The sequence below is a fragment of the Paraburkholderia humisilvae genome, assembly GCF_902859855.1.
GTDB lineage: Bacteria > Pseudomonadota > Gammaproteobacteria > Burkholderiales > Burkholderiaceae > Paraburkholderia > Paraburkholderia humisilvae.
In genome coordinates, this window is sequence record NZ_CADIKH010000004.1 from 189,143 (window position 1) to 209,341 (window position 20,199).

At 62.7% G+C, this 20,199-nt stretch carries 16 protein-coding genes and 2 pseudogenes; 13 read left to right on the forward strand and 5 right to left on the reverse strand.

Annotated features, from left to right (window positions below; genetic code table 11):
• Positions 1-14 precede the first annotated feature (14 nt).
• The 7 genes and pseudogenes from HV796_RS05445 (at position 15) to HV796_RS05475 (ending at position 7,432) form a co-directional block, all read left to right on the forward strand.
• Positions 15-1,214 carry an ABC transporter ATP-binding protein gene (locus HV796_RS05445; protein ID WP_175225437.1) on the forward strand — a complete coding sequence of 400 codons (1,200 nt, stop codon included), beginning with the start codon at positions 15-17 and terminating at the stop codon, positions 1,212-1,214.
• A gap of 1 nt (position 1,215) precedes the next feature.
• Positions 1,216-2,277, forward strand: a complete 1,062-nt coding sequence (locus HV796_RS05450; protein ID WP_175225438.1) for an ABC transporter substrate-binding protein — start codon at positions 1,216-1,218, stop codon at positions 2,275-2,277.
• A gap of 17 nt (positions 2,278-2,294) precedes the next feature.
• Positions 2,295-3,551: an ABC transporter permease gene (locus HV796_RS05455; RefSeq protein ID WP_175225439.1), complete on the forward strand. Its 1,257-nt coding sequence runs from the start codon at positions 2,295-2,297 to the stop codon at positions 3,549-3,551.
• A gap of 13 nt (positions 3,552-3,564) precedes the next feature.
• Entirely contained in the window at positions 3,565-4,386 is an 822-nt protein-coding gene (locus HV796_RS05460; protein ID WP_175225440.1) for an ABC transporter permease, read from the forward strand.
• Positions 4,387-4,595: 209 nt separating this feature from the next.
• Positions 4,596-4,713 (forward strand): annotated as a pseudogene (locus HV796_RS45645) (FAD binding domain-containing protein); the annotation flags it as partial.
• An 89-nt stretch (positions 4,714-4,802) separates the two neighbouring features.
• Complete coding sequence (locus HV796_RS05470) at positions 4,803-5,462, forward strand: response regulator transcription factor (RefSeq protein WP_175225552.1); 660 nt, start codon at positions 4,803-4,805, stop codon at positions 5,460-5,462.
• A gap of 170 nt (positions 5,463-5,632) precedes the next feature.
• Positions 5,633-7,432 (forward strand): alkaline phosphatase D family protein, encoded by a 1,800-nt coding sequence (locus tag HV796_RS05475; protein WP_175225441.1) that lies wholly within the window; start codon positions 5,633-5,635, stop codon positions 7,430-7,432.
• Positions 7,433-7,556: 124 nt separating this feature from the next.
• Here the strand turns inward: HV796_RS05475 and HV796_RS05480 are convergent, their stop codons facing one another.
• Both HV796_RS05480 and ilvB read right to left on the reverse strand, forming a co-directional pair.
• Positions 7,557-7,883, reverse strand: a complete 327-nt coding sequence (locus HV796_RS05480; RefSeq protein ID WP_175225442.1) for an ArsR/SmtB family transcription factor — start codon at positions 7,881-7,883, stop codon at positions 7,557-7,559.
• A gap of 14 nt (positions 7,884-7,897) precedes the next feature.
• Complete coding sequence (ilvB, locus tag HV796_RS05485) at positions 7,898-9,763, reverse strand: biosynthetic-type acetolactate synthase large subunit (RefSeq protein ID WP_377695413.1); 1,866 nt, start codon at positions 9,761-9,763, stop codon at positions 7,898-7,900.
• A gap of 431 nt (positions 9,764-10,194) precedes the next feature.
• Between ilvB and HV796_RS05490 the strand changes: the two genes are divergently transcribed.
• Both HV796_RS05490 and mug read left to right on the forward strand, forming a co-directional pair.
• The gene (locus HV796_RS05490; RefSeq protein WP_175225554.1) at positions 10,195-11,229 is read left to right on the forward strand and encodes a GlxA family transcriptional regulator; all 1,035 of its coding nucleotides are present in this window, start codon (positions 10,195-10,197) and stop codon (positions 11,227-11,229) included.
• A gap of 13 nt (positions 11,230-11,242) precedes the next feature.
• On the forward strand, positions 11,243-11,800 hold the full coding sequence (gene mug / locus HV796_RS05495; protein ID WP_175225443.1) for a G/U mismatch-specific DNA glycosylase: 558 nt from the start codon (positions 11,243-11,245) through the stop codon (positions 11,798-11,800).
• On the opposite strand, the pseudogene HV796_RS44020 reads toward mug, so the two are convergent.
• Positions 11,787-12,020, reverse strand: a pseudogene (locus HV796_RS44020) (hypothetical protein); the annotation flags it as partial. The gene mug and the pseudogene HV796_RS44020 overlap by 14 nt on opposite strands.
• 280 nt (positions 12,021-12,300) lie before the next feature.
• Here HV796_RS44020 and HV796_RS05500 point away from each other — a divergent pair.
• The 4 genes from HV796_RS05500 to HV796_RS05515 are packed head-to-tail and all read left to right on the forward strand — an operon-like array spanning position 12,301 to position 17,281.
• Positions 12,301-12,975: an antibiotic biosynthesis monooxygenase family protein gene (locus HV796_RS05500; protein ID WP_175225444.1), complete on the forward strand. Its 675-nt coding sequence runs from the start codon at positions 12,301-12,303 to the stop codon at positions 12,973-12,975.
• 55 nt (positions 12,976-13,030) lie between these two features.
• Positions 13,031-14,656, forward strand: a complete 1,626-nt coding sequence (locus HV796_RS05505) for an MFS transporter (RefSeq protein WP_377695410.1) — start codon at positions 13,031-13,033, stop codon at positions 14,654-14,656.
• A gap of 55 nt (positions 14,657-14,711) precedes the next feature.
• Entirely contained in the window at positions 14,712-15,743 is a 1,032-nt protein-coding gene (locus tag HV796_RS05510; protein ID WP_246355710.1) for an HlyD family secretion protein, read from the forward strand.
• The gene (locus tag HV796_RS05515) at positions 15,740-17,281 is read left to right on the forward strand and encodes an efflux transporter outer membrane subunit (RefSeq protein ID WP_175225446.1); all 1,542 of its coding nucleotides are present in this window, start codon (positions 15,740-15,742) and stop codon (positions 17,279-17,281) included. The genes HV796_RS05510 and HV796_RS05515 overlap by 4 nt, the downstream gene beginning before the upstream one ends.
• Before the next feature lie 41 nt (positions 17,282-17,322).
• Here HV796_RS05515 and HV796_RS05520 read toward each other — a convergent pair whose 3' ends face one another.
• Entirely contained in the window at positions 17,323-18,516 is a 1,194-nt protein-coding gene (locus tag HV796_RS05520; protein ID WP_175225447.1) for a fumarylacetoacetate hydrolase family protein, read from the reverse strand.
• A gap of 81 nt (positions 18,517-18,597) precedes the next feature.
• Positions 18,598-19,830 (reverse strand): phytanoyl-CoA dioxygenase family protein, encoded by a 1,233-nt coding sequence (locus HV796_RS05525; protein ID WP_175225448.1) that lies wholly within the window; start codon positions 19,828-19,830, stop codon positions 18,598-18,600.
• Positions 19,831-20,199 lie beyond the last annotated feature (369 nt).

Here is a 20,199-nt window from a genome sequence, read left to right on the forward strand (position 1 = left end):
ATAATCACCACACCATGTCCAGCCAATCGTTCATTTCCTTCGACGGGGTCAGCAAGTCCTACGATGGCGTGCACAGCGTCGTCGAAGGCCTCGACCTTGATGTCGCGCGCGGCGAGTTTGTATCGCTGCTCGGACCTTCCGGTTCAGGCAAGACGACGACGCTGATGATGCTCGCCGGGTTCGAATCGCCGACGCACGGCGAGATCCGCCTGAACGGCAAGCGCCTCGACGACAAGCCGCCGCATCAGCGCGATATCGGCATGGTGTTCCAGAACTATGCGCTGTTTCCGCACATGACGATCGCGGAGAACGTCGCGTTTCCGCTGTCGGTGCGCAGGATCGGCCGCAGCGAACAGAAGGCCCGCGTCGCACGCGCGCTCGAGATGGTTGAAATGCCGCATCTCGCGGCGCGGCGGCCGGCGCAGCTGTCGGGCGGCCAGCAACAGCGCGTCGCGCTGGCGCGCGCGCTGGTGTTCGAGCCCAGCGTGGTGCTGATGGACGAGCCGCTCGGCGCGCTCGACAAGCGGCTGCGCGAAAGCATGCAGTACGAAATCATGCGTCTGCATCGCGAGCTGTCACTGACGATCGTCTACGTGACCCATGACCAGAACGAGGCGCTGACGATGTCGGATCGCGTCGCGGTGTTTTCCGACGGACGCATCCAGCAGGCGGCGACACCGACCGAACTCTACGAAAACGCCGCGAACGCGTTCGTCGCGAACTTCGTCGGCGAAAACAACGGTTTGACCGGCCGCGTGGTCGGCAGCGCCGGCGACTGGGCCACGCTGCGGCTCGCCGACGGCACGCTGATCGGTGGCCGCGCGGGCGCCGGCCTGCACGACGGTAGCGAAGCCATGCTCGCACTGCGGCCCGAACGCGCGCACATCGCGACCGCCGCGAATGCGACGGCCGATGCCGCGCGCGGCGAAGGCGAACTGAATGTCGTTCATGCGCTGGTGCAGGAGCTCGTCTATTGCGGCGACCATCATCGCGTGCACCTGAAACTGGCACACGGCGAGAGCGTCGTCGTGAAGGTGCCCAATACGCAGCATCACGACCTGCCCGCACTCGGCCATACCGCGGCCGTGACGTGGCGGCGCGACGACTGCAAGGTACTGCCCGCCCTGTTGTCTCGCGTCGCGGTCACGACTGGCCACGACACCGCGTTTTCGCCTTCATCGTCCGCATCGCCACTTATCGCAGGAGCCAATTAAAATGCACGCCACACGTTCCCGCTTCCGCCACGGCGCCGTACTCGCCGCGGCCACCGTCCTCTGCGCATTGTCGTGCGCCGCGCAGGCCGCCACCACGCTATCCGTCGTCACGTTCGGCGGCGCTTATGAGAACGCTGCGAAGAAAGCCTGGTTCGAACCGTTCACCGCGAAAACCGGCATCGACTTCTCAACCGAATCGTACGACGGCGGTCTCGCGAAGCTGTCCGCCATGGAGCAGGCCAAGAACCCGACATGGGATCTGATCGACCTCGAAACCAATGACGCGATCACCGCGTGCGACGAAGGTCTGCTGCAGAAGTTCGACCGCAAGCTGCTTGGCAATACCAGCGACTTCCTGCCTGGCTCGATCAGCGATTGCGCTGTGTCAGCGATGGTGTGGTCGACCGTGTACGCGTACGACACGACAAAGCTGAGCACGCCCCCTACCACCATCAACGATTTCTTCGACCTGAAGAAATACCCGGGCAAACGTGGCATGCGCAAGTCGCCGAAGGTCGCGATGGAATGGGCGCTGATCGCCGATGGCGTGGCGCCGAAGGATGTCTACAAGGTGCTCGGTACGCCCGCGGGCGTCGACCGTGCGTTCAAGAAGCTCGACACGATCAAGTCGAGCATCGTCTGGTGGGACGCCGGCGCGCAGGCGCCGCAATTGCTCGCGGACGGCGCGGTCGTGATGACGCAAGCGTATAACGGCCGCATCGACGACGCGATGCACAAGGACCACAAGCCGTTCAAGATCGTCTGGGATGCGCAGGTGTACGACTACGAATGGTGGGGCATTCCGGCGGGCGCGAAGAATGCGGCCGACGCCGCGAAGTTCATCGTGTCGGCATCGACGCCGCAAGCCTACGCGGATTTGTCAAAGTACATCGCCTATGCGCCGCCGCGCAAGGATGCGATCCCGCTGATCGACAAGAGCCGCCTCGGCGATCTGCCGACCGCGCCGGCCAACTTCAAGCGGCCGCTGCAGATTGACGCGACGTTCTGGGCCGACAACGCGGATGCGATCAACAAGCGCTTCCAGGTGTGGCTCACGCAATGACGCGAAGCGGCGCGACGATGAACCCGTCCCTGCAGCCCACGGCAACCATCGACGCCGGTCTTCGCGGCGGCAACCTTCACGCGTGGCGGCGCGCACGCCGCAAAGCCGCCGTGCAGGCACTGCTGCTGGCGTTGCCGCTGCTCGTGTTTCTGCTTGCCACGTTCGTCGCGCCGATCGCCAGCCTGCTTGCGCGCAGCGTGCAGAACCCTGAAGTGCGCGGCAGCATGCCGCAACTGACGGCCGCGCTGCGTGCGTGGGACGGCAGCGGCGTGCCTGGCGAAGCCGCGTTTGCCGCGCTCGCGCAAGGCCTCAGACAATCGGCTGAATCCGGCGACCTCGGCAACGTCGCGCGCCGGATGAATTTCTATCAGCCGGAATTCCGCAGCCTGCTGATGAAGACCGCGCGCGAGACGCGCTCGCAGACCCCTGATGTGTGGAAGCCCACGCTGATCGGTATCGATCCGCGCTGGGGTGAACACGAAACATGGCGACTGCTGCAACGCGCCGCCGTGTCGCCGACGCCCGACTATCTGCTTAACGCCGTCGACGCGCAGGTCTCGCCTGACGGCTCGGTGACATCCGTGCCCGCGGACAGCGCGATCTATCGCGCCGCGTTCGTGCGCACGATTCAGGTCAGCGCGGTAGTGACGCTGCTGTGCCTGCTGCTCGGCTACCCGGTCGCTTATCTGCTTGCCACGCTGCCCGCGAAGCAGAGCAACCGGCTGATGCTGTTCGTGATCGTGCCGTTCTGGACCTCGCTGCTGGTGCGCACGACCGCGTGGTACGTGCTGTTGCAGCCCGGCGGCGTGATCAACACCGCGTTGCTGCGCTTCGGCATCGTGCACCATCCGGTGCCGCTGATCTTCAATCGCACCGGCGTGTTGATCGGCATGACGCATATCCTGCTGCCGTACATGATCCTCGCGATCTACTCGGTGATGAAAAGCGTGTCGCCCGTGTATGTGCGCGCCGCGCAATCGCTCGGCGCGCATCCGGTTACGGCGTTCGTGCGCGTCTATATTCCGCAAACGCTGCCGGGTGTCGGCGCGGGTTGCTTTCTGGTGTTCGTGCTGGCGCTGGGCTACTACATCACGCCTGCGCTGCTCGGCGGCGCAGGCGACGAAATGATCAGCCAGCTGATCGCGATGCAGACCAACGAGCAACTGAACTGGGGGCTGGCCGGTGCGCTGTCGTGCTACCTCGTGATCTTTACCGCGATTTTCTATTTCGTGTTCAACCGGCTGGTCGGCATCGACCGGCTGCGTTTCGGTTAGCGGGGAAACCGGTATGCAAGCCCAACGTCACCGCACGCTGTCTGAACGCATCGCCAGCGCGGGACTGCGCGTGCATTGCGCGCTGATCTTCCTGTTTCTGGTCGCGCCGATCCTCGCGATCGTGCCGCTGTCGTTCAACTCGGGCTCGTTCTTTTCGTATCCGATGGATGGCTTTTCGCTGCGCTGGTACGCGAAGGCTTTCGGCTCGCACGACTGGCAACTCGCGTTCGCGAACAGCATCGGCATCGGCGCGGTCGCCACGTTGATCGCGACTTGCCTCGGCACGTTGGCGGCGCTCGGCTTGAGCCGCCAGGTTTTCCCGTTTCGCGCGATCGTGATGCCGCTGCTGATTTCGCCGATGATTATTCCGATCGTCGTCGTGGCGGCCGGCTTCTATCTGATCTTCTCGCCGCTCGGGCTGGTGAATTCATACGCGGGCGTCGTGCTCGCGCACGCGGCGCTCGGCACGCCCTTCGTGGTGATCACGGTGACCGCATCGCTGCTGTCGTTCGACCAGAGCCTTTTGCGCGCCGCGTCCGGTCTCGGCGCACGGCCGTGGACGGCGTTCCGCCGTGTCACGCTGCCGTTGATCACGCCGGCCGTCGCGACAGGCGCCGTCTTCGCGTTCGCCACGTCGTTCGACGAGGTGATCGTGATCCTCTTTATCGGCGGCCCTGAGCAGCGCACGGTGCCGCGTCAGATGTGGAGCGGCATTCGCGATCAGATCGATCCGTCGATTCTCGCGGTGGCCACCGTGTTGATTGTCTTCGCGACGCTGCTCTTCACGGCGATGAACTGGCTACGCGGCCGGGCGGCCGCTGCGTCGCGCACCTGATCGCGGCACGCACAGGCACCGCGTCGCCAGGTCCTCCACCTTTACATGAACGCTTTGGATGCTCTGCGCGCAGTGCAAAGCGTTCGCCGTCGATCGATCGCATACTAACCGGGACGATGGATCATGCGAATCGGACGCCGCACTATGGTCGCCAGGCCAGAGTCCCTCTAGAGTAATAGTCGGATTTCTCTTTCATTCAGTGACGAAGGCGACACACGGAAGTCGCCGCTTCGCCGCGTCGTCGATGCGATTCCCGCGCTCGCACAGCTCGCGAATGTGATCGCCGACCCGCAGGTGCGCGATCGCGGCACGATGGGCGGATCAATCGAAACCTGTACGGGCCGCGCATTGAGCTCGGTTGACGTTGCAACCGGGAAACGTGGTCGAATTTCCCTTTATCTATGCAAGCCAAAGTGATGAACACGGTCGCTGACAAATCTGTCGGCGCGCTCGAGTCGATCGTATACGTGGTGGATGACGATGTTGAAACGCGCGAGTCGCTTTCGGCGCTCTTCCGATCCGTCGGCTTCAATGTCGAACTGTTCGACTCGGTTCCCAAGCTTCTCGCTTACCGCATGCCCGCGACGCCGGGTTGTCTCGTCCTCGATGTGAGGCTCAAAGGGGAAAGCGGTCTTGTCGCGCACAATCGAATCGCGCGCCAGACGGGCCTGCCGATCATCTTCATGACCGCGCATGCGGACGTCGAAATGTGCGTGCAGGCCATGAAGGGCGGGGCGGTGGACTTTATTGAAAAACCGTTTCGCGGCCAGAGGATGCTCGACGCCGTCACGACTGCCCTCGCCTCGGATAGACAGCGACGTGAGCTAGATCAATCGTTTGAAGCACTACGCTGCTGCTATGAGAGTTTGACCCGGCGCGAGCGAGACGTGATGAGCCTCGTGGCGAAGGGCCGTTTGAATAAGCAGATCGCCGCCGAAATGAACCTTAGCGAAATGACCATCAAGATTCATCGAATGCGGGCCATGAAAAAGATGAAAGCCGATTCGTTCGCCGACTTTGTCCTGAAGGCCGCGACGCTTCTCAAGTTCGATGCAATCAAAGGAGCGGCGGTCTGAATATCCGGACGCGCAGCCGTTCGCCACGGCCGGGAAGCATCGTTCGCATTTGGCAATGGGATGCCCTTCACGTGCATCGCTCAACCTGCCAAATTACTTTCATTTATTTAACATTCTCCTGTCAAATAGCGCATTTACTTTGTCGATCCAATTACAACGCGAGCATCGCCATGGATCGTCGCCACTTTCTAAGATCTTCCACTTTCTTCACCATCGCGGCAGCCACGGGGACGCTGGCCGCCTGCGGCTCGGGATCATCGGATAGCCCGGTGCCGTCGTCCGACGCCGAAAAGCCGCCTGCCGGCACATTCGCGTTCGCGCAGGGCGTCGCGAGTGGCGACCCGCGCGCGGACAGCGTCGTATTCTGGACACGCGCGACCGCCCATGGAGGCGGCAGCGCGCCGATACCCGTCGCGCTCCAGGTCTCGCCCAACAGCGACTTTTCGGCGCTCGCCGCCAACGTCGCGCTGCAGGCGCTGCCCGAGCACGACTTCACGGTGCATGCGAAGGTGACCGGCCTGCAGTCCGGAAAGACGTACTTCTACCGCTTTGTCGCGGGGTCCGACACAAGCGCGACCGGCAGCGCAAAAACGGCCCCGGCCGCCGACGCCGCAAACGATAAGGTGCGCTTCGCGTGGTTCACATGCCAGGACTGGACCGTCAATCACTGGCAGGCGATGTCGCTGATCGCGGCCGAGACCGACCTCGACTTCGTCGTGCATGTCGGCGACTACATCTATGAAACCGTCGACGCATCGTTCCAGGCCGGCGCCGCGGAACCCGCCCATACGCGGCTCGCGCTGCCGAACGGCGAACCGCTGCCGGGCGGTGTCGGCCAGTACGCGAACACGGTCGACGACTATCGCACGCTGTACCGGACGTATCGCACCGATCCGCGTCTGCAGGCCATCCATCAGAAATTCGCGATGATCCCGATCTGGGACGATCACGAGTTCTCGGACGACTGCTGGCAGGATCACCAGACGTACACGAACGCGAACACGCAGCAGACCGCGCGCCGCCGCGGCGCGACGCAGGCATGGGCCGAGTACATGCCGATCGACTGGAGCGATGTCCGGTTCGATGCGACCAATCCGTCGTACGCGAACATCTCGATCTATCGCGACTTCCACTACGGCAAGCTCGTGCACCTCGTGATGACCGACGAGCGGATGTTCCGCGACGATCATCTCGTCAACGAGGCGACGATCGCGCAGCTGCAGGGGCACGATCCCGTGAACGGCAGCGACTCGATTGGCGCGCGCTACTTCGTGCAGCAGCCCGTCCTCGCGCAGTTCGAGGCACTCGACGCGCAGGCGCTCGGACGCACGCCGTCGATCCTCGGGACCGAACAGACGGCCTGGTTCAAGAACACGATGAGCGGTTCGACGGCAACCTGGCGAGTGTGGGGCAATGAAGTCACGCTCAACCGCATGCACGTCGACCTGACCTCGATGCCGCCCCCCTACAATGCCGTGTACGTCGTCAACTGCGACGGCTGGGACGGCTATCCAGCCCACAAGCAGGAGATTCTCGGCTATCTGAAGAGCAACAACGTGTCCAACGTCGTTTCGATCACCGGCGACTTGCACGCGTTTCAGTGCGGCGCGGTATCGGACCCTGCCACGGGCACGCCGGTGCTGGTCGATTTCGTCAGCGCGGGCATCAGCAGCACGTCGTTCTACAACTACCTGAAGGCTGGCTCGCAGGGCTCGCCGCTTGCGCCGCTCGTCGCGACGCCGAGCGGGTTCGATCAGCTGCTGCAACTGAACAACCCCGACTTCAAGTACGTCGATCACGACGCGCAAGGCTATGCGTCGGCAACGGTCACCGCCGATGCGTTCTCGGTCGTGTTCACGAAGGTCAAGCCGCTGAACAGCGACGGCACGGCGCCCGCGGACCCGGTGCTCAAGCGTACACGCCTGACGGTCGCGTCGGGCTCGACGGCGGTTATCGTCGAACAGATGTAGTGTCCTGCGGCGCGTCGACGGCTCGTTCGACGACGCGCCGGCCCCATCGTTCGATCGACTTTGCGACGTCACCCAGCACCGCGATGAACTGGCTGCGTGGCCGGGCGGCCGCTGCGTCGCGGGCCTAACGCGCCGCAGCGAGGTCTTCCTGCGTCATGTCTTCTGTCAGCGCCGCAATGAAAAGGCCGATAGTCTGCTCATTGCGGGAAACGAACACCCATTGTCCAACGCGATGCATTCTTAGCAGTCCGGCTCGCATTAGTGTGGCAAGGTGCGCCGATACCGTCGATTGCGCGAGGTTGATGCGCGCGTGGATCGCGCCGATAGGCACACCCTCCGCGTGAGGAAACCGGCTGTCCGGAAAGTTCACGGCCGGGTCCTTCAGCCACCTCAAGATATCTCGCCGGACCGGATTGGCGAGAACCTTATGAATCTTGTCGATGTCGATCATATCGAGCCCGCCGGTTAGAACATGTCCGATGCCTGTCGACGTTCGACATCCGGCGTTCCTGCCTCCAACCGCGGACGCGACGGGATGAACGGTCCTGTGATCATCTCCGCATAGCTTTGGCCCGGCCCGACCATCGGAAACACATCCGCGTTCTGATCGATCATCACTTCGAGAAACGCGGGGCCCTCAAACTCCACGAACGCACGCAGACTGTCCTCCAGTTCGCTGAGCTTGTCCACGCGGCGAGCGAAATCGAATCCGTCGGCCTTCGCCGCCATCACGAAGTTCTTGCTATGGAGCGCCTTGTCGCTAACGCAAAAGCGCCCTTCGTAAAAGAGGCGCTGCCACTGCCGGATCATCCCGTCGCCGAGGTTGTTAAGCAGCAGTACCTTGACGGGAACACCGTAGGTACTCGCCGTTTCGAGGTCGCCGGCATTCATCCGGATGCTGCCATCGCCGTCGATATCGATCACCAGTGCGTCCGGCCGCGCCAACTGCGCGCCGATAGCAGCAGGCAGCCCAAAACCCATCGTCCCCATGCTGCCCGAAGTCAGAAAGCTGCGCGGCTCGACGAAATCGAAAAATTGCGCAGCCCACATCTGATGCTGACCGACACCCGTCGTGATGATCGCTCGTCCGCCAGTTATTTCACTGAGTTTCTCGACCACCCATTGGGGTTGAATCAACGCGTTGTTCCGGTCGTAGTTCAGACCGTAGACTCGCTTCAGTTCAGCAACCTGGTCAAGCCAGTCCGACGGCGACTGCACGGCGGCGTCCTGTTCCAGCAAAGACAACAAGGTGTCCTTCGCATCGCCAACGTGAATCCAGTGTGCGCGCTTGACCTTGTTGATCTCGGCTGCGTCGATATCGATGTGCGCGACATGGCGCGCACCGGGCGCAAACGCTTCAGGGCGCCCGCCGGCCACGCGATCGTCGAATCGCGCACCCACCGCAATCAGGAAGTCGCAATCTTCAACCGCGTAGTTCGCGCAGGCGGCGCCGTGCATGCCGAGCATGCCCAGCCATAACTGATGTTTCGCGGGCATGGCGCCAAGGCCCATCAGCGTGGTGACGACAGGTATTTTGTAGTGCTCGGCAAACTTCTGCAGTTGGGCCGCCGCGCCGGCCGTGATCACGCCGCCGCCGGCATACAGCAGCGGCCGTTTGCTTTGTGCAAGCAGCTCGAAGAATTCCGCTCGCTTGCCCGCGTTCAGGCGAGCGCCCTGGGCCACGGTTCGCAGACGGTCGGAATAACCGCGGAATTGCAGTGTGCCCTGCCCCTGATACGTTCCTCTCCAGTTCTGGATGTCCTTCGGCACATCGACGACAACGGGACCAGGCCGGCCGGTGCGAGCGATGTCGAATGCGGTTCGCAGCGTCTGTTCGAGCTTTTCCGGGTCGGTGACCAGAAACACCTGCTTCGCACACGCCGACATGATGTTGAAGACCGGCGCCTCCTGAAACGCATCGGAGCCGATCGCCGCGCGCGGAACCTGCCCGCATATCAGCACGACCGGGACCGAATCGCCGTTGCAGTCGGCAATCGGCGTGACCGCATTGGTGGCGCCTGGGCCAGACGTCACCATAAAGACGCCCACTTTACCGCTCGCGCGCGCATAGCCGGCCGCCATGAAACCGGCCGCCTGTTCATTGGCTGGCACCACCAGTTTGATCTGCCGCTCGGGGTGTCCTTCATGCATTTCGTTGAAACGAAAAACGGCGTCGTAGGTCGGCAGAATCGCGCCGCCGCTGTATCCGAATACGGTGTCGACACCCTGCTCGCTAAGCACGCGCAGGATGATGTCGGCACCCGACATCACTTCGCGGGTGTCAGGTGAAGGCTGCAATGCGTGTGAAACGCTGGTCGGGTTCTGAGTCACGGCTGGGTTTCAAATGAAAACGGGTTAAAAGCGGGGTGCCGGGCAGTCGGTAGCCGAAATCCAATGGCGTGGGCTACTCGGCAAATGCATGCGACACAGGTTCCGCCTGTCTCGCCACATGCACTGCGTGGTAACCGGGTGCGGTCGATGCGAATGCGGCGGGCCCCGCAGTGCCGTGCCCGAACGGATAATCTCGCGCAGTGGCGGTTCAAGGCCGACCGCCTTGAACCCAAGTCTAGTCAGCGGATGGGGGCGGCATGCGAGCACATGGCGCGATGCGTGGCCATTCAATGCGCGATTTCGGCCACGTCGCGCTCAGTTCGCATTCGTTACACGCACGCAAGAGTCAATTAACGGAAAGGCTGTCCCCATTATGTGGGTGTTCAGGTAATCTGGGGCATCGCTCGTTAGCACTGGATGAAGGTCAGATGATGAAGGTCGCCATTGTCGTGTTCGATGGTGTGCAGGCGCTAGATCTTGCAGGCCCGATGGATGTGTTCGCCGAAGCAAACACATTTCTTCCCGAGCACCAGCACTATCAGGTCGTGCTCGTCGCAGCGCGGGCAGGCTTTGTCACCTGCTCGAACGGCCTGCAACTGTCGGTGCCGTTTGGCTACGAAGATTTCGACATGCAAGCCGACCTGCTGCTCGTTGCGGGCGGGCCGCGCTTGCCCGATTTCCAGCCGCACGGCGAGTTTCTGGCGTGGTTGCGAAACCAGGCGCGCGACGCCGCGCGGTATGGCTCCGTTTGTAATGGCGCGTTCGTGCTCGCGCACGCCGGACTGCTCGACGGCAAGCAGGTGACCACGCACTGGTCCGATGCAGCGCGGCTCGCTAGCGAGTTTCCGCAAGCGCACGTTCAGCCGGACCGGATCTTTACGCGCGACGGGCGCCTCTTTACGTCGGCGGGCGTGACGGCGGGCATCGACCTGTGTCTGTCGCTCGTGGCCGAGGACTGGGGGCACGAGATCGCCGTGCGGGTTGCGAAACGGCTCGTGGTCTATATCCAGAGAGAGGGCGGACAGTCTCAGTACAGTCCTTATATCGGCGTACAAAAGGGTGAAGACCCGATCATCAGCAAGGTGCATCGATACATCACCGAACACATCGCCGATGCGCTGTCGATCGAGCAACTCGCGAAGGCGGTGTCCGTGAGCCGGCGTACGTTTTCGAGGCTGTTTGAGCGATATGCGAAGGTGACGCCGTCTGCGTTTGTCGAACAGGTTCGCGTCGATGCGGCGCGCAGGCTGCTCGAGGAAACCGATGCGCCGCTCAAGACCGTCGCGTTCAATTGCGGCTTCCATAGCGCGACGCATATGCGAACCACTTTCGCGCGGCGGCTCAATGTCACGCCAAAGCAATACCGTCAGCGATTCCGTGGCGGCGCAGCGAAACAGCCGCAGTGGACGTACACAGGTCGCGAAGAACCGGTCCGGTCGAACGACCTGGCCGAAGAAATGGCTTAGGGTCTGCTCACCTATGGAACGTGCATGCGTTGCGCCCGATTCTCTTCAACGTCTTCCGGATATTCTTGCGCCCGGTTTATCCGTGGTGTTCTGCGGAATCAATCCGGGCATGCTGGCGGCGTCGACAGGCCGCCACTTTGCCGGCAAAGGCAACCGGTTCTGGCGAGTCGTGCATCTGGCGGGTTTCACACCCGAACAGTTTCGCCCCGAAGACGACCATGCTTTGCTGCAATATGGTTGCGGGTTAACAACCGCCGCCACACGACCCACACCACGGGCCAACGACCTGTCGCGAGTTGAAATTCACGCAGCCGCAGCCGAATTCGAACGAAAGATCGAGCGATATGCGCCGAGGTATGTCGCGTTCCTCGGAAAAATGGCGCTTGCGGCCATGTCCAACACGCGCGACATTCAATGGGGCCTGCAATCCGCCGCATTCGGCGGCGCGCGTGCGTGGGTATTGCCGAACCCCAGTGGCTTGAATCGCGGATTCAGTCTCGACGCGTTAGTGAGCGCGTATCGGGAGCTTTATCTGGCCGTTGCGCCCACGGGTTCGGCTATTGCGTACTGACGCCGGCCTGTTTCTTTGCGCGCTTTGTCGCCTTGGGTCGGATCGAAACGGGCGATCGGCTAACTTCGCCGATCGCTGCGGCATTGTCAGCGAATCGAAGGTGCACATTTTTGCGCAACGTTTCGGTGACGAATTCGACGAAGGTTCGAATCTTGCCGCTCGCGCCGCGCCGTTCCACATGCAGCAGATTCACCGGCGTCGACTCGGGTTCGAATGCGGTGCATTCACCTGCCAGGATTGTAAGCGCGTTAAATGGCTGTCGACGCCGTGCGTTTTCGATTGGCCCAAAAAAGCTGAAAGATGGCCTGTTAGCGATTGATTTAAAGCGCGGCCGGGTCGACCCGTCGATTCGCAGCATTGGCAAAATTCGCGCACTGATTGGCCCGATACGCGGCCTGCTTGGGCTTCTGGAATTCCCGTCCATCTCCGACAATCAATCAAGCCAATGGGCGATGCGATATCGCTCGATCAGCATCCCTAACCAGACAAAGGAATCCGTCATGTTTGCCGCAATGCTTGAAGTGAATCCGTTCCCCGAACAATTCGACGCCTATCTCGGCATGGCGAAAATGCTGCGCCCGGAGCTCGAGGCAATCGATGGCTTTATCGACAATACGCGCTACGCCAGTCTGACACGCGATGGATGGCTTCTCTCGCTGTCCAGTTGGCGCGACGAGAAGTCGCTGGTGCGCTGGCGTGTTTCATCGAAGCACCACAAGGTGCAGCAGGCCGCGCGCGATCGGGTCTTTTCCGACTATCGGCTGCGCATCGGCCAGGCGGTCGCGGATACGCAGGTGCCGGCCGGATACACGTTGCTCGAGCAACGTCTCGACGTCACCGAAACCGGAGCGGGCACAGCGGTCGCGCTGTTCGACGCAAAGCGCGCGCCGGAGTGGGTCCAGCAGGCGGGTGCCGATTCGGTCGCGAGATCGCTCGGACTCGATGTCGACGCGACCGGCCTCGTCGCGTGGGACGCGTTCAATGCGCTGTTGACGCCAGGCGATGTGATCGTCGTTGCGACATGGCGCGATCTGGGCGCCGCCGAAGCGTTTGCCCGCAACGCGACGCTGCCGGACGGCGTGCGTCTACGGCACATCCGCGTGATCCGCGAGTATGGAATGTTCGACCGCCGCGAGGCGCCGCAGCACTTCGACGAGAAACAACGCTACGCATAACACGTCAAGCCGGACGTTTGCGTGAACTGTTAAACACGAGTCGCAGCAGAGCCTGATGAACACCGCCACCCCCTGGACCCCTGGAATGGAAGAACAGACGGTCGTACAAACGTCGCCGCCGGCCGCCGCGCCGCGCGCGGAGCAGGCTGTCCGGCAAACGTCCGCGCAACCCAAGCTATCGCTGCGTCTCGCGATCGGCCTGATCGGGATGCTGCTTGCGTCGTTATCCGCGATCCTCAACCAGCAGGTCACCGGGCTGGCGATGACGGACATTCGCGGTGCGCTGTCGATCGGGCATGACGACGGCACATGGCTCACCGTTCTTTTCGAGGCGGCCAACGTCGCGTCGATGGTATTCGCTCCGTGGTTCGGTGTGACCTTCACGCTCAAGCGATTCGCGAGCGGCGCGATGCTGGCCACCATGGTGCTGGGTCTGCTTTGCCCGTTTGCACCGAATCTGCCGGCACTGTATACGTTGCGCGTATTGCAGGGTCTATCCGGCGGATGTCTTCCACCGATGCTGATCATCGTCGCACTGCGCTATCTGCCGCCGAAGGTCAAGTTGTATGGGCTTGCCGGCTATGCGCTCACGGCAACTTTCGGACCGGCGCTCGGCACACCGCTCGCCGCCTTATGGACCGAGTATGTCAACTGGCGAATGGCGTTCTGGCAAGTCGTGCCGCTCGGCCTCGCGAGCTGCGCCGCGATCCATCTGGGGCTTCCGCAGGACCCCGTCAAAATCGAACGATTCCGTTCATTCAACTGGACAGGATTCTTGACGGGATTCCCCGCTGTCGCGATGCTGGTCGTCGGTCTGCTGCAGGGCGATCGCCTCGACTGGCTCCATTCCGGGTTGATCTGCGCGATGCTTTACGGGGGAGCGCTCCTGCTCGTCGCGTTTCTCATCAACGAGTGGTATCACCCGCTGCCTTTTTTCAGGCTTCAACTGCTTTCCCGCCGAAATTTCGCACACGGGCTGCTGACACTGGCAGGCGCGGTCGTGCTGCTAACCAGCATCGCCGTCATACCGGCTCAATACCTCACGACGATTCACGGCTACCGGCCGCTGCAAACGACACCGCTGGCGTTGCTGGTAGCCATTCCATTGCTGATCGCGCTGCCTTTGACGGCCGCCATCCTGAATCTGCGGCGCGTGGACTTCCGCTGGATGCTCGCGATTGGACTCTCGCTGATGGCTATCACCTGCTTCATGGGCAGCTTTGTCACGTCCGACTGGGTGCGCGACAACTTTTACTGGCTTCAGTCGTTACAGATCGTCGCGCAACCGATGGTGATCATGTGCATTCTGATGGGCGTCACAACTGGCTTGCCGCCCACCGAAGGTCCATTTGCTTCGGCCATGTTCAACTCGCTCAAAACGTTTTCCGCGGCGGCCGCGACCGGGTTGATCGAAGGCGTGGGCACGGCTCGCGAGCATTTTCATTCGAGCATGCTGGTGGACCGGCTGGGCAACAACATGCTGATGACGAGCCAAAGCCTCGACGCGTCCCATGGTCTCGGCGAGCTGGCGCATCGTGTCCACGCGCAGGCCGTCGTGCTGACCTCGGCCGATCTCTATCGGGTGATGGCGGGTATTGCGCTCTTTCTTCTCGTGCTGGTCCCGCTGTTACCCGTGCGTATTTATCCGCCGTGGGCTGCCACCCAGCCCTCTTCCCGCTGAGCGACGATATATGTCATTGATAATGAAAGTTCCTCACAAACTGATTGGCGTTGCCATGTGTCTGGCCGTAATCGGCGTTGCCGCATCGGGTCGCACCGCGCTGCTTGGCGATTCGAATACGGAGTCCACCAATGATGCGTATGTGGCCGCCGATTTCACGCTCGTGGCGCCGCGTGTCGCCGGCCAGGTGTCCGACGTGCTGGTGGAAGACAATCAGCGTGTACAAGCCGGGCAATTGCTTGTGCGGATTGACGATCGCGACTTCCATGCCGCATTGATGAGCGCGCGGGCGGATGTGGCAGCGGCACAAGCATCGGTCGCGAACGATGACGCCGAGATTGCACGGCAGCCGTCGCTGGTCGATCAGGCACGCGCGACGCTTCGGGCCGACGATGCATCGATTATGTTTGCGCGAGCGAACGCGGCTCGCTACCAGAATCTGTCGGATACGGGCGCAGGAACGACACAGGAACAACAGCACGCGTCGAGCACGCTTGCCGAGCAACTCGCGAAGCAAGCGCACGACGCGGCCGCGTTGCTCGCCGCCGAGCAAAACCTCGATGTTTTGCGTACCCAGCGCGACAAGGCGGCCGGCGCATTGGCCCATGCCGAGGCCGTTCTGGAACAGGCAAAACTCAACCTTTCCTATACGGAGATTCGCGCGCCGATCGACGGCAAAGTGGGCCGACGTTCAGCACGCGTCGGCGCATTCGTCACGACGGGCGCGCCGATGCTCGCGATCGTTCCGCTGTCGCAGGCGTATATCGTCGCGAATTTTCAGGAAAACCAGCTCACGAAGATGCGTCCCGGCGAACGCGTGCGTATCAAGGTCGACAGCATGCCGGGCGTGGTGATCCACGGTCATGTCGATAGTCTCGCGCCGGCTACCGGCTTGAGTTTTGCTCCGATCGCTCCCGACAACGCAACCGGCAACTTCACGAAAGTGGTCCAGCGCGTGCCCGTGAAGATCACCCTCGACGCGGGGCAGGAAGCCGCCTCCGAATTGAGCGTGGGGCTGTCGGTCGAAACGGAGGTAACCGTTGCCGGGCGAAACAAGGCGCCCGTCGAACAGGCAGATAAACAATGAACGCGAGGGAATTCCGGATCCGCACGCGGACGCTCGCGGTATTGCTGTGTTCTTCGCTGACAGGCTGTCTCGTCGGCCCCAACTTCGAACACCCGCAGGCCCACACGCCCCCCGATGTGTTTGACCGGACCCAGTCTGCGCAAGCATCGAGCCAGGCCGTCGAGTCCGAATTCAATCCGGACTGGTGGACGCTCTTTAACGACCCGATGTTGAACGCGCTGGAAAAAGAGCTGACCGATCAGAACCTCGACGTGGCCGCGGCATCGGCGCGTCTGCTGCAAAGCCGGGCTGGACAGCGCATTGCCGGCGCCGCGCAATATCCATCGGTGGACGCCGCCGCGTCGTATAACCGCGAGCGCGGCAGTCCGAACGGCATTCTCGGGTTGCTTGGGGTGAGTCCCACCGGCAGTCAGTCGCAATCCGCGTCGGGCAGCACACCGCTCGGCGTGGCGCCATTGCCCGGTTCGAAGGGTTCGCCCGCCTATAACCTGTACCAGTTCGGCTTCGATGCGTCGTGGGAACTCGATATCTGGGGGGGCGTGCGGCGCGGTGTGGAGGCCGCGAGCGCGCTCACCGCGGCATCCTACGAAGACCGCAACGCGGTTCTGCTGTCGGCACGGGCCGAACTCGCGCGCGACTATATCGAACTGCGTGAGACGCAGGCGCTGCTGCAGATAGCGAAGCAGAATCTCGAGATTGCGCGCAACGCGACGAAGCTCACGGAGATGCGCAAGCACGAAGGCGTCACAACCGATCTCGATGTGGCCAATGCCGCCGCGCAAGCCGAGTCGATCGAAAGCCTGATTCCGACGCTCGAGGCGCGTACCGAGACCACGATCAATGCGATCGGCTTGTTACTGGCCAAAGAACCCGGCGCGCTCAAGGCGCGGCTTGCCGAGCCGCGCGATGTCCCGGGTCTTCCGGAGCAGGTGCCAATCGGTTTCCCGTCGGAACTCGTGCAGCGACGGCCCGACATCCGGCGTGCGGACGCGCAGTTGCATGCGGCCACCGCCGCGATCGGCATGGCAAAAGCGGACTTCTACCCGCGCATTTCGCTCAATGGCAGTGCGGGGTTCCAGAGCCTTCAGTTGTCGAACCTTGCGGATTGGGCGTCGGGTCAGTTCGTCGTCGGACCGTCGATTACGCTTCCGATATTCGAGGGCGGGCGCTTGAAGGGCACATTGCAACTGCGCGAGGCACAGCAGCAGGAGGCCGCGATCGTGTACAAACGGACCGTGCTTCAGGCATGGCGCGAAGTGGACGACGCGTTGATCGCCTACGATGCCGAACAACGCCGGCGCGAACGGCTCAAAGCGGTGGTGAGTCTGAACCTGCGCGCGCTATCGGTTGCGCAACAACGGTACAAGGCCGGCGCGATCGACTATCTCGAGGTGCTCAACGTGCAGAGGCAATTGCTGAAGGCGCAGAGCGATCTGGAGCAGAGCGACGCGGACGCCGACGCTCACCTGGTCACGCTATGCAAGGTGCTGGGCGGCGGGTGGGAATCGACTTACGCGCAACCAGGCGCCGCTCATTGACGCGCGTAACCCTCTGCCCCTGCGGCGCGCGCTGCGCTTATTCAGCGCGCACCAAGCAAGCCACGCTCAGCAAGACTGCGATAAAGCGCGCGTACGCCGAAGGTCCACGGTTCGATCTCGGTACACAGCCGCACGGTATTCACGAGCGCGCCGAGCTTCGGCGTCGAGATCGTCACGATATCGCCCAGGTGGTGCGTAAAACCGCCGCCTGGCGTATCGCGATCCTTGATCGGCGAGAACATCGTGCCGAGGAACAGCATAAAGCCGTCCGGATATTGATGATGCTTGCCGCAAGTCTGCGCGACGAGATCGCTCGGATCGCGGCTGATCTCGGTCATATGGCTCACGCCGTCCAGTTCGAAGCCATCGTCCGCGCCGTCGACGCGCAACGACAGGCTCGCCTCACGAATCGTATCGAGCGTGAAACGCTCATCGAACAGGCGCACAAACGGCCCGATCGCACATGAGCCGTTATTGTCCTTGCATTTGCCGAGCAGCAGCGCGGAGCGCCCTTCAATATCGCGCAGATTGACATCGTTGCCAAGCGTCGCACCGACGATCCGGCCCGCGCGATTGATGGCCAGTACGACCTCCGGCTCCGGGTTGTTCCAGACCGACGCGGGCAACAGGCCGATATCGGCGCCGAAGCCGACTGACGACATCGGCTGGGACTTCGAGAACACCTCGGCATCCGGCCCGATGCCGACCTCCATGTACTGGGACCATGCGCCGCGACGCTCCAGTTCAGCCTTCAAACGCAATGCGGCATCCGACCCCGGCTCGATCTTTGACAGGTCAGTGCCGATCAGCGCAGTCAACGTCGCGCGCACTTCGTGCGCCTTCGACGGATCACCGCCCGCCTGCTCTTCGATCACGCGCTCGAGCAGGCTGACCGCGAAGGTGACGCCGCATGCCTTGATCGCCTGCACGTCGCACGGCGCGAGCAGGCGCGGCGCGCCGGCAGCATCGGTGCGGGCGGCCAGACCCGCTTCGAGCAGCGCGGCCACCGGACCAAGCGATGCACCCGGCGCATTGCGCGCGACGTCGAGCGCATCGTCGCGATCGAACAGATCGGCGGTGGTGGGGACGGTCTTCGTGATATCGAACACGTTGCCGCCGCGCACGGCGACCACGCACGGGCCCTCGTGCGCACCGTCGCGCCGCCATACGCGACCGACCAGCGACGCATGATGCAGATCGTCAGGCAGACAGGCTGATGCGGGGATCGTTTGCATGAGTGTGATGAATTGGGCTGGAAAGGAGCCCTATCGTAGAGCCCTCCCACGCCAAAGTCCAACCACGCACGCTTGCGAGGTCTAGGTCGTTCCGTATCCGGCGGCGCCAGTGCCGCGCCGCGCTGCATGTTGACGCAGTGCAGCGATGAATTTCCGCGCCGGCCACGCTTCGGCCAGCGCCTCTTTGAGCAGGGTCTGCTGGCTGGGCGGCGCGAGACCGCCGAGCGGCGGGTCCCGGTCGAGATTGGTCGGGAACGGATACCCTTCCGCGCAACTGGCAATCACCGCATCGAGTTGCGCGGCACTCAGGCGCGTTTGCGCGACGCACGCGTGCAACACCGGGTAGATCGCTTCGCACATCGCCGTTCGATTGATCGACTCCATCGCGCGCCCGTATGCGGACGAAATCTGCAACAGGTTGGCCATGCGCGCGACATCCGCGGTGCGGTTCTCGCCCGCCGCATGAAACAGCGCCGGATTGAAGAACAGCGCGTCGCCCTTCGCCAGCGGCAGTTGCACGCAGTGGGTTTCGAAGTAGCCGCGGAAATCGTCGCGCCGCCATGCTAGGTAGCCCGGCGCGTAGCGCTGCGAATACGGCAACAGCTTCGTCGGGCCGCTTTCGACCGGCATGTCGATGTGCGCGATGGCCCCTTGCAGCGTCAGGAACGGCGACATCGTATGCACGTGGGCCGGATAGCGTTGCGCTTCATCGACCGTCTGAAAGCCCAGGTGATAGTCGCGGTGCGCCTGTTGCGCGGCGCCGCCCGGCCGCACGACGTTGATTTGCGAGGTCATCTGATAATGCGGGCCGAGCCATGCATCCGCGGCGGCCGCGACGAACTCGTTTGCGTAGTAGCGGGCGAACAGTTCCGGCGCGCGCAGACACAGCTTTTCCAGCGCGTTCCAGATCCGGTCGTTCGCGCCCGCCTTCGCGAAGTGATCGCCACCCACCGCGCCCTGCGCACGCTCGTCGCGGATCACTGCTTCGAACACGGTGGTCGCTTCATCGATTGGCGCGGTATCGTCGTATGCATGCTGCAGCACGAGCACGCCTGCGCCTTCACGCAACACATGCACCCATTCCGCGAGCAAGCGTGCTCGCGTGACTGGATCGCCCAGTGCGTCCCGCAAGATGTCGCAGTGGTAGAGCGGAATGCCGTGTGGCGTCGAATCCGCGAATTCGGTCTGCTGTGTCTGGGTGCCTGCGGCAATCTGCGCGGCAAAGTCCGCGATTGAACAGTTGTCCTCGCGATAGCTGTCATGCCGCGGCAGCGTCGGCGTCGGCGTCGGCGTCTGAAAATCGTCTCCTCGCATTTTCGTTTCTCCAGTGTGCGTCGCGAGCATATCGCCAATCCGGGCGGGCGCGCCAGTGCCCGACGCGGCGCCACGCGTTAGGTACGTCCCTTGCGTCTATGAGTTCACGCCTGCGTTCATGAAGCCGTGTCGCGCTTCGGCAGTCGCACAGGGAGAACGAAAATGCCTTATCTCATCGGGTGGATACTCGGCGTCCCGCTGATCGTGCTGGTCATTCTTTATCTGATCTTTCATTGAAGCGCTGCAGTCATGAGGACGATCGCCGGCGCGGCGATTCAGCGCGCGCCGCGATCCAACGTGCTGCACGCGGCTCACACGATACGTTCATGTCCGCGTTGCTTACCGTCTGAACAATCGGCGTTGACGCGC

Coding starts and splice junctions, on each gene's coding strand:
- HV796_RS05445 (WP_175225437.1), top strand. CDS start 15: ATGTCCAGCCAATCGTTCATTTCCTTCGACGGGGTCAGCAAGTCCTAC.
- HV796_RS05480 (WP_175225442.1), bottom strand. CDS start 7,883: ATGATCGACATCGACAAGATTCATAAGGTTCTCGCCAATCCGGTCCGG.
- HV796_RS05450 (WP_175225438.1), top strand. CDS start 1,216: ATGCACGCCACACGTTCCCGCTTCCGCCACGGCGCCGTACTCGCCGCG.
- HV796_RS05505 (WP_377695410.1), top strand. CDS start 13,031: ATGAACACCGCCACCCCCTGGACCCCTGGAATGGAAGAACAGACGGTC.
- HV796_RS05510 (WP_246355710.1), top strand. CDS start 14,712: ATGTGTCTGGCCGTAATCGGCGTTGCCGCATCGGGTCGCACCGCGCTG.
- HV796_RS05500 (WP_175225444.1), top strand. CDS start 12,301: ATGTTTGCCGCAATGCTTGAAGTGAATCCGTTCCCCGAACAATTCGAC.
- HV796_RS05460 (WP_175225440.1), top strand. CDS start 3,565: ATGCAAGCCCAACGTCACCGCACGCTGTCTGAACGCATCGCCAGCGCG.
- HV796_RS05515 (WP_175225446.1), top strand. CDS start 15,740: ATGAACGCGAGGGAATTCCGGATCCGCACGCGGACGCTCGCGGTATTG.
- HV796_RS05470 (WP_175225552.1), top strand. CDS start 4,803: ATGAACACGGTCGCTGACAAATCTGTCGGCGCGCTCGAGTCGATCGTA.
- HV796_RS05525 (WP_175225448.1), bottom strand. CDS start 19,830: ATGCGAGGAGACGATTTTCAGACGCCGACGCCGACGCCGACGCTGCCG.
- HV796_RS05475 (WP_175225441.1), top strand. CDS start 5,633: ATGGATCGTCGCCACTTTCTAAGATCTTCCACTTTCTTCACCATCGCG.
- HV796_RS05490 (WP_175225554.1), top strand. CDS start 10,195: ATGAAGGTCGCCATTGTCGTGTTCGATGGTGTGCAGGCGCTAGATCTT.
- HV796_RS05520 (WP_175225447.1), bottom strand. CDS start 18,516: ATGCAAACGATCCCCGCATCAGCCTGTCTGCCTGACGATCTGCATCAT.
- HV796_RS05455 (WP_175225439.1), top strand. CDS start 2,295: ATGAACCCGTCCCTGCAGCCCACGGCAACCATCGACGCCGGTCTTCGC.
- mug (WP_175225443.1), top strand. CDS start 11,243: ATGGAACGTGCATGCGTTGCGCCCGATTCTCTTCAACGTCTTCCGGAT.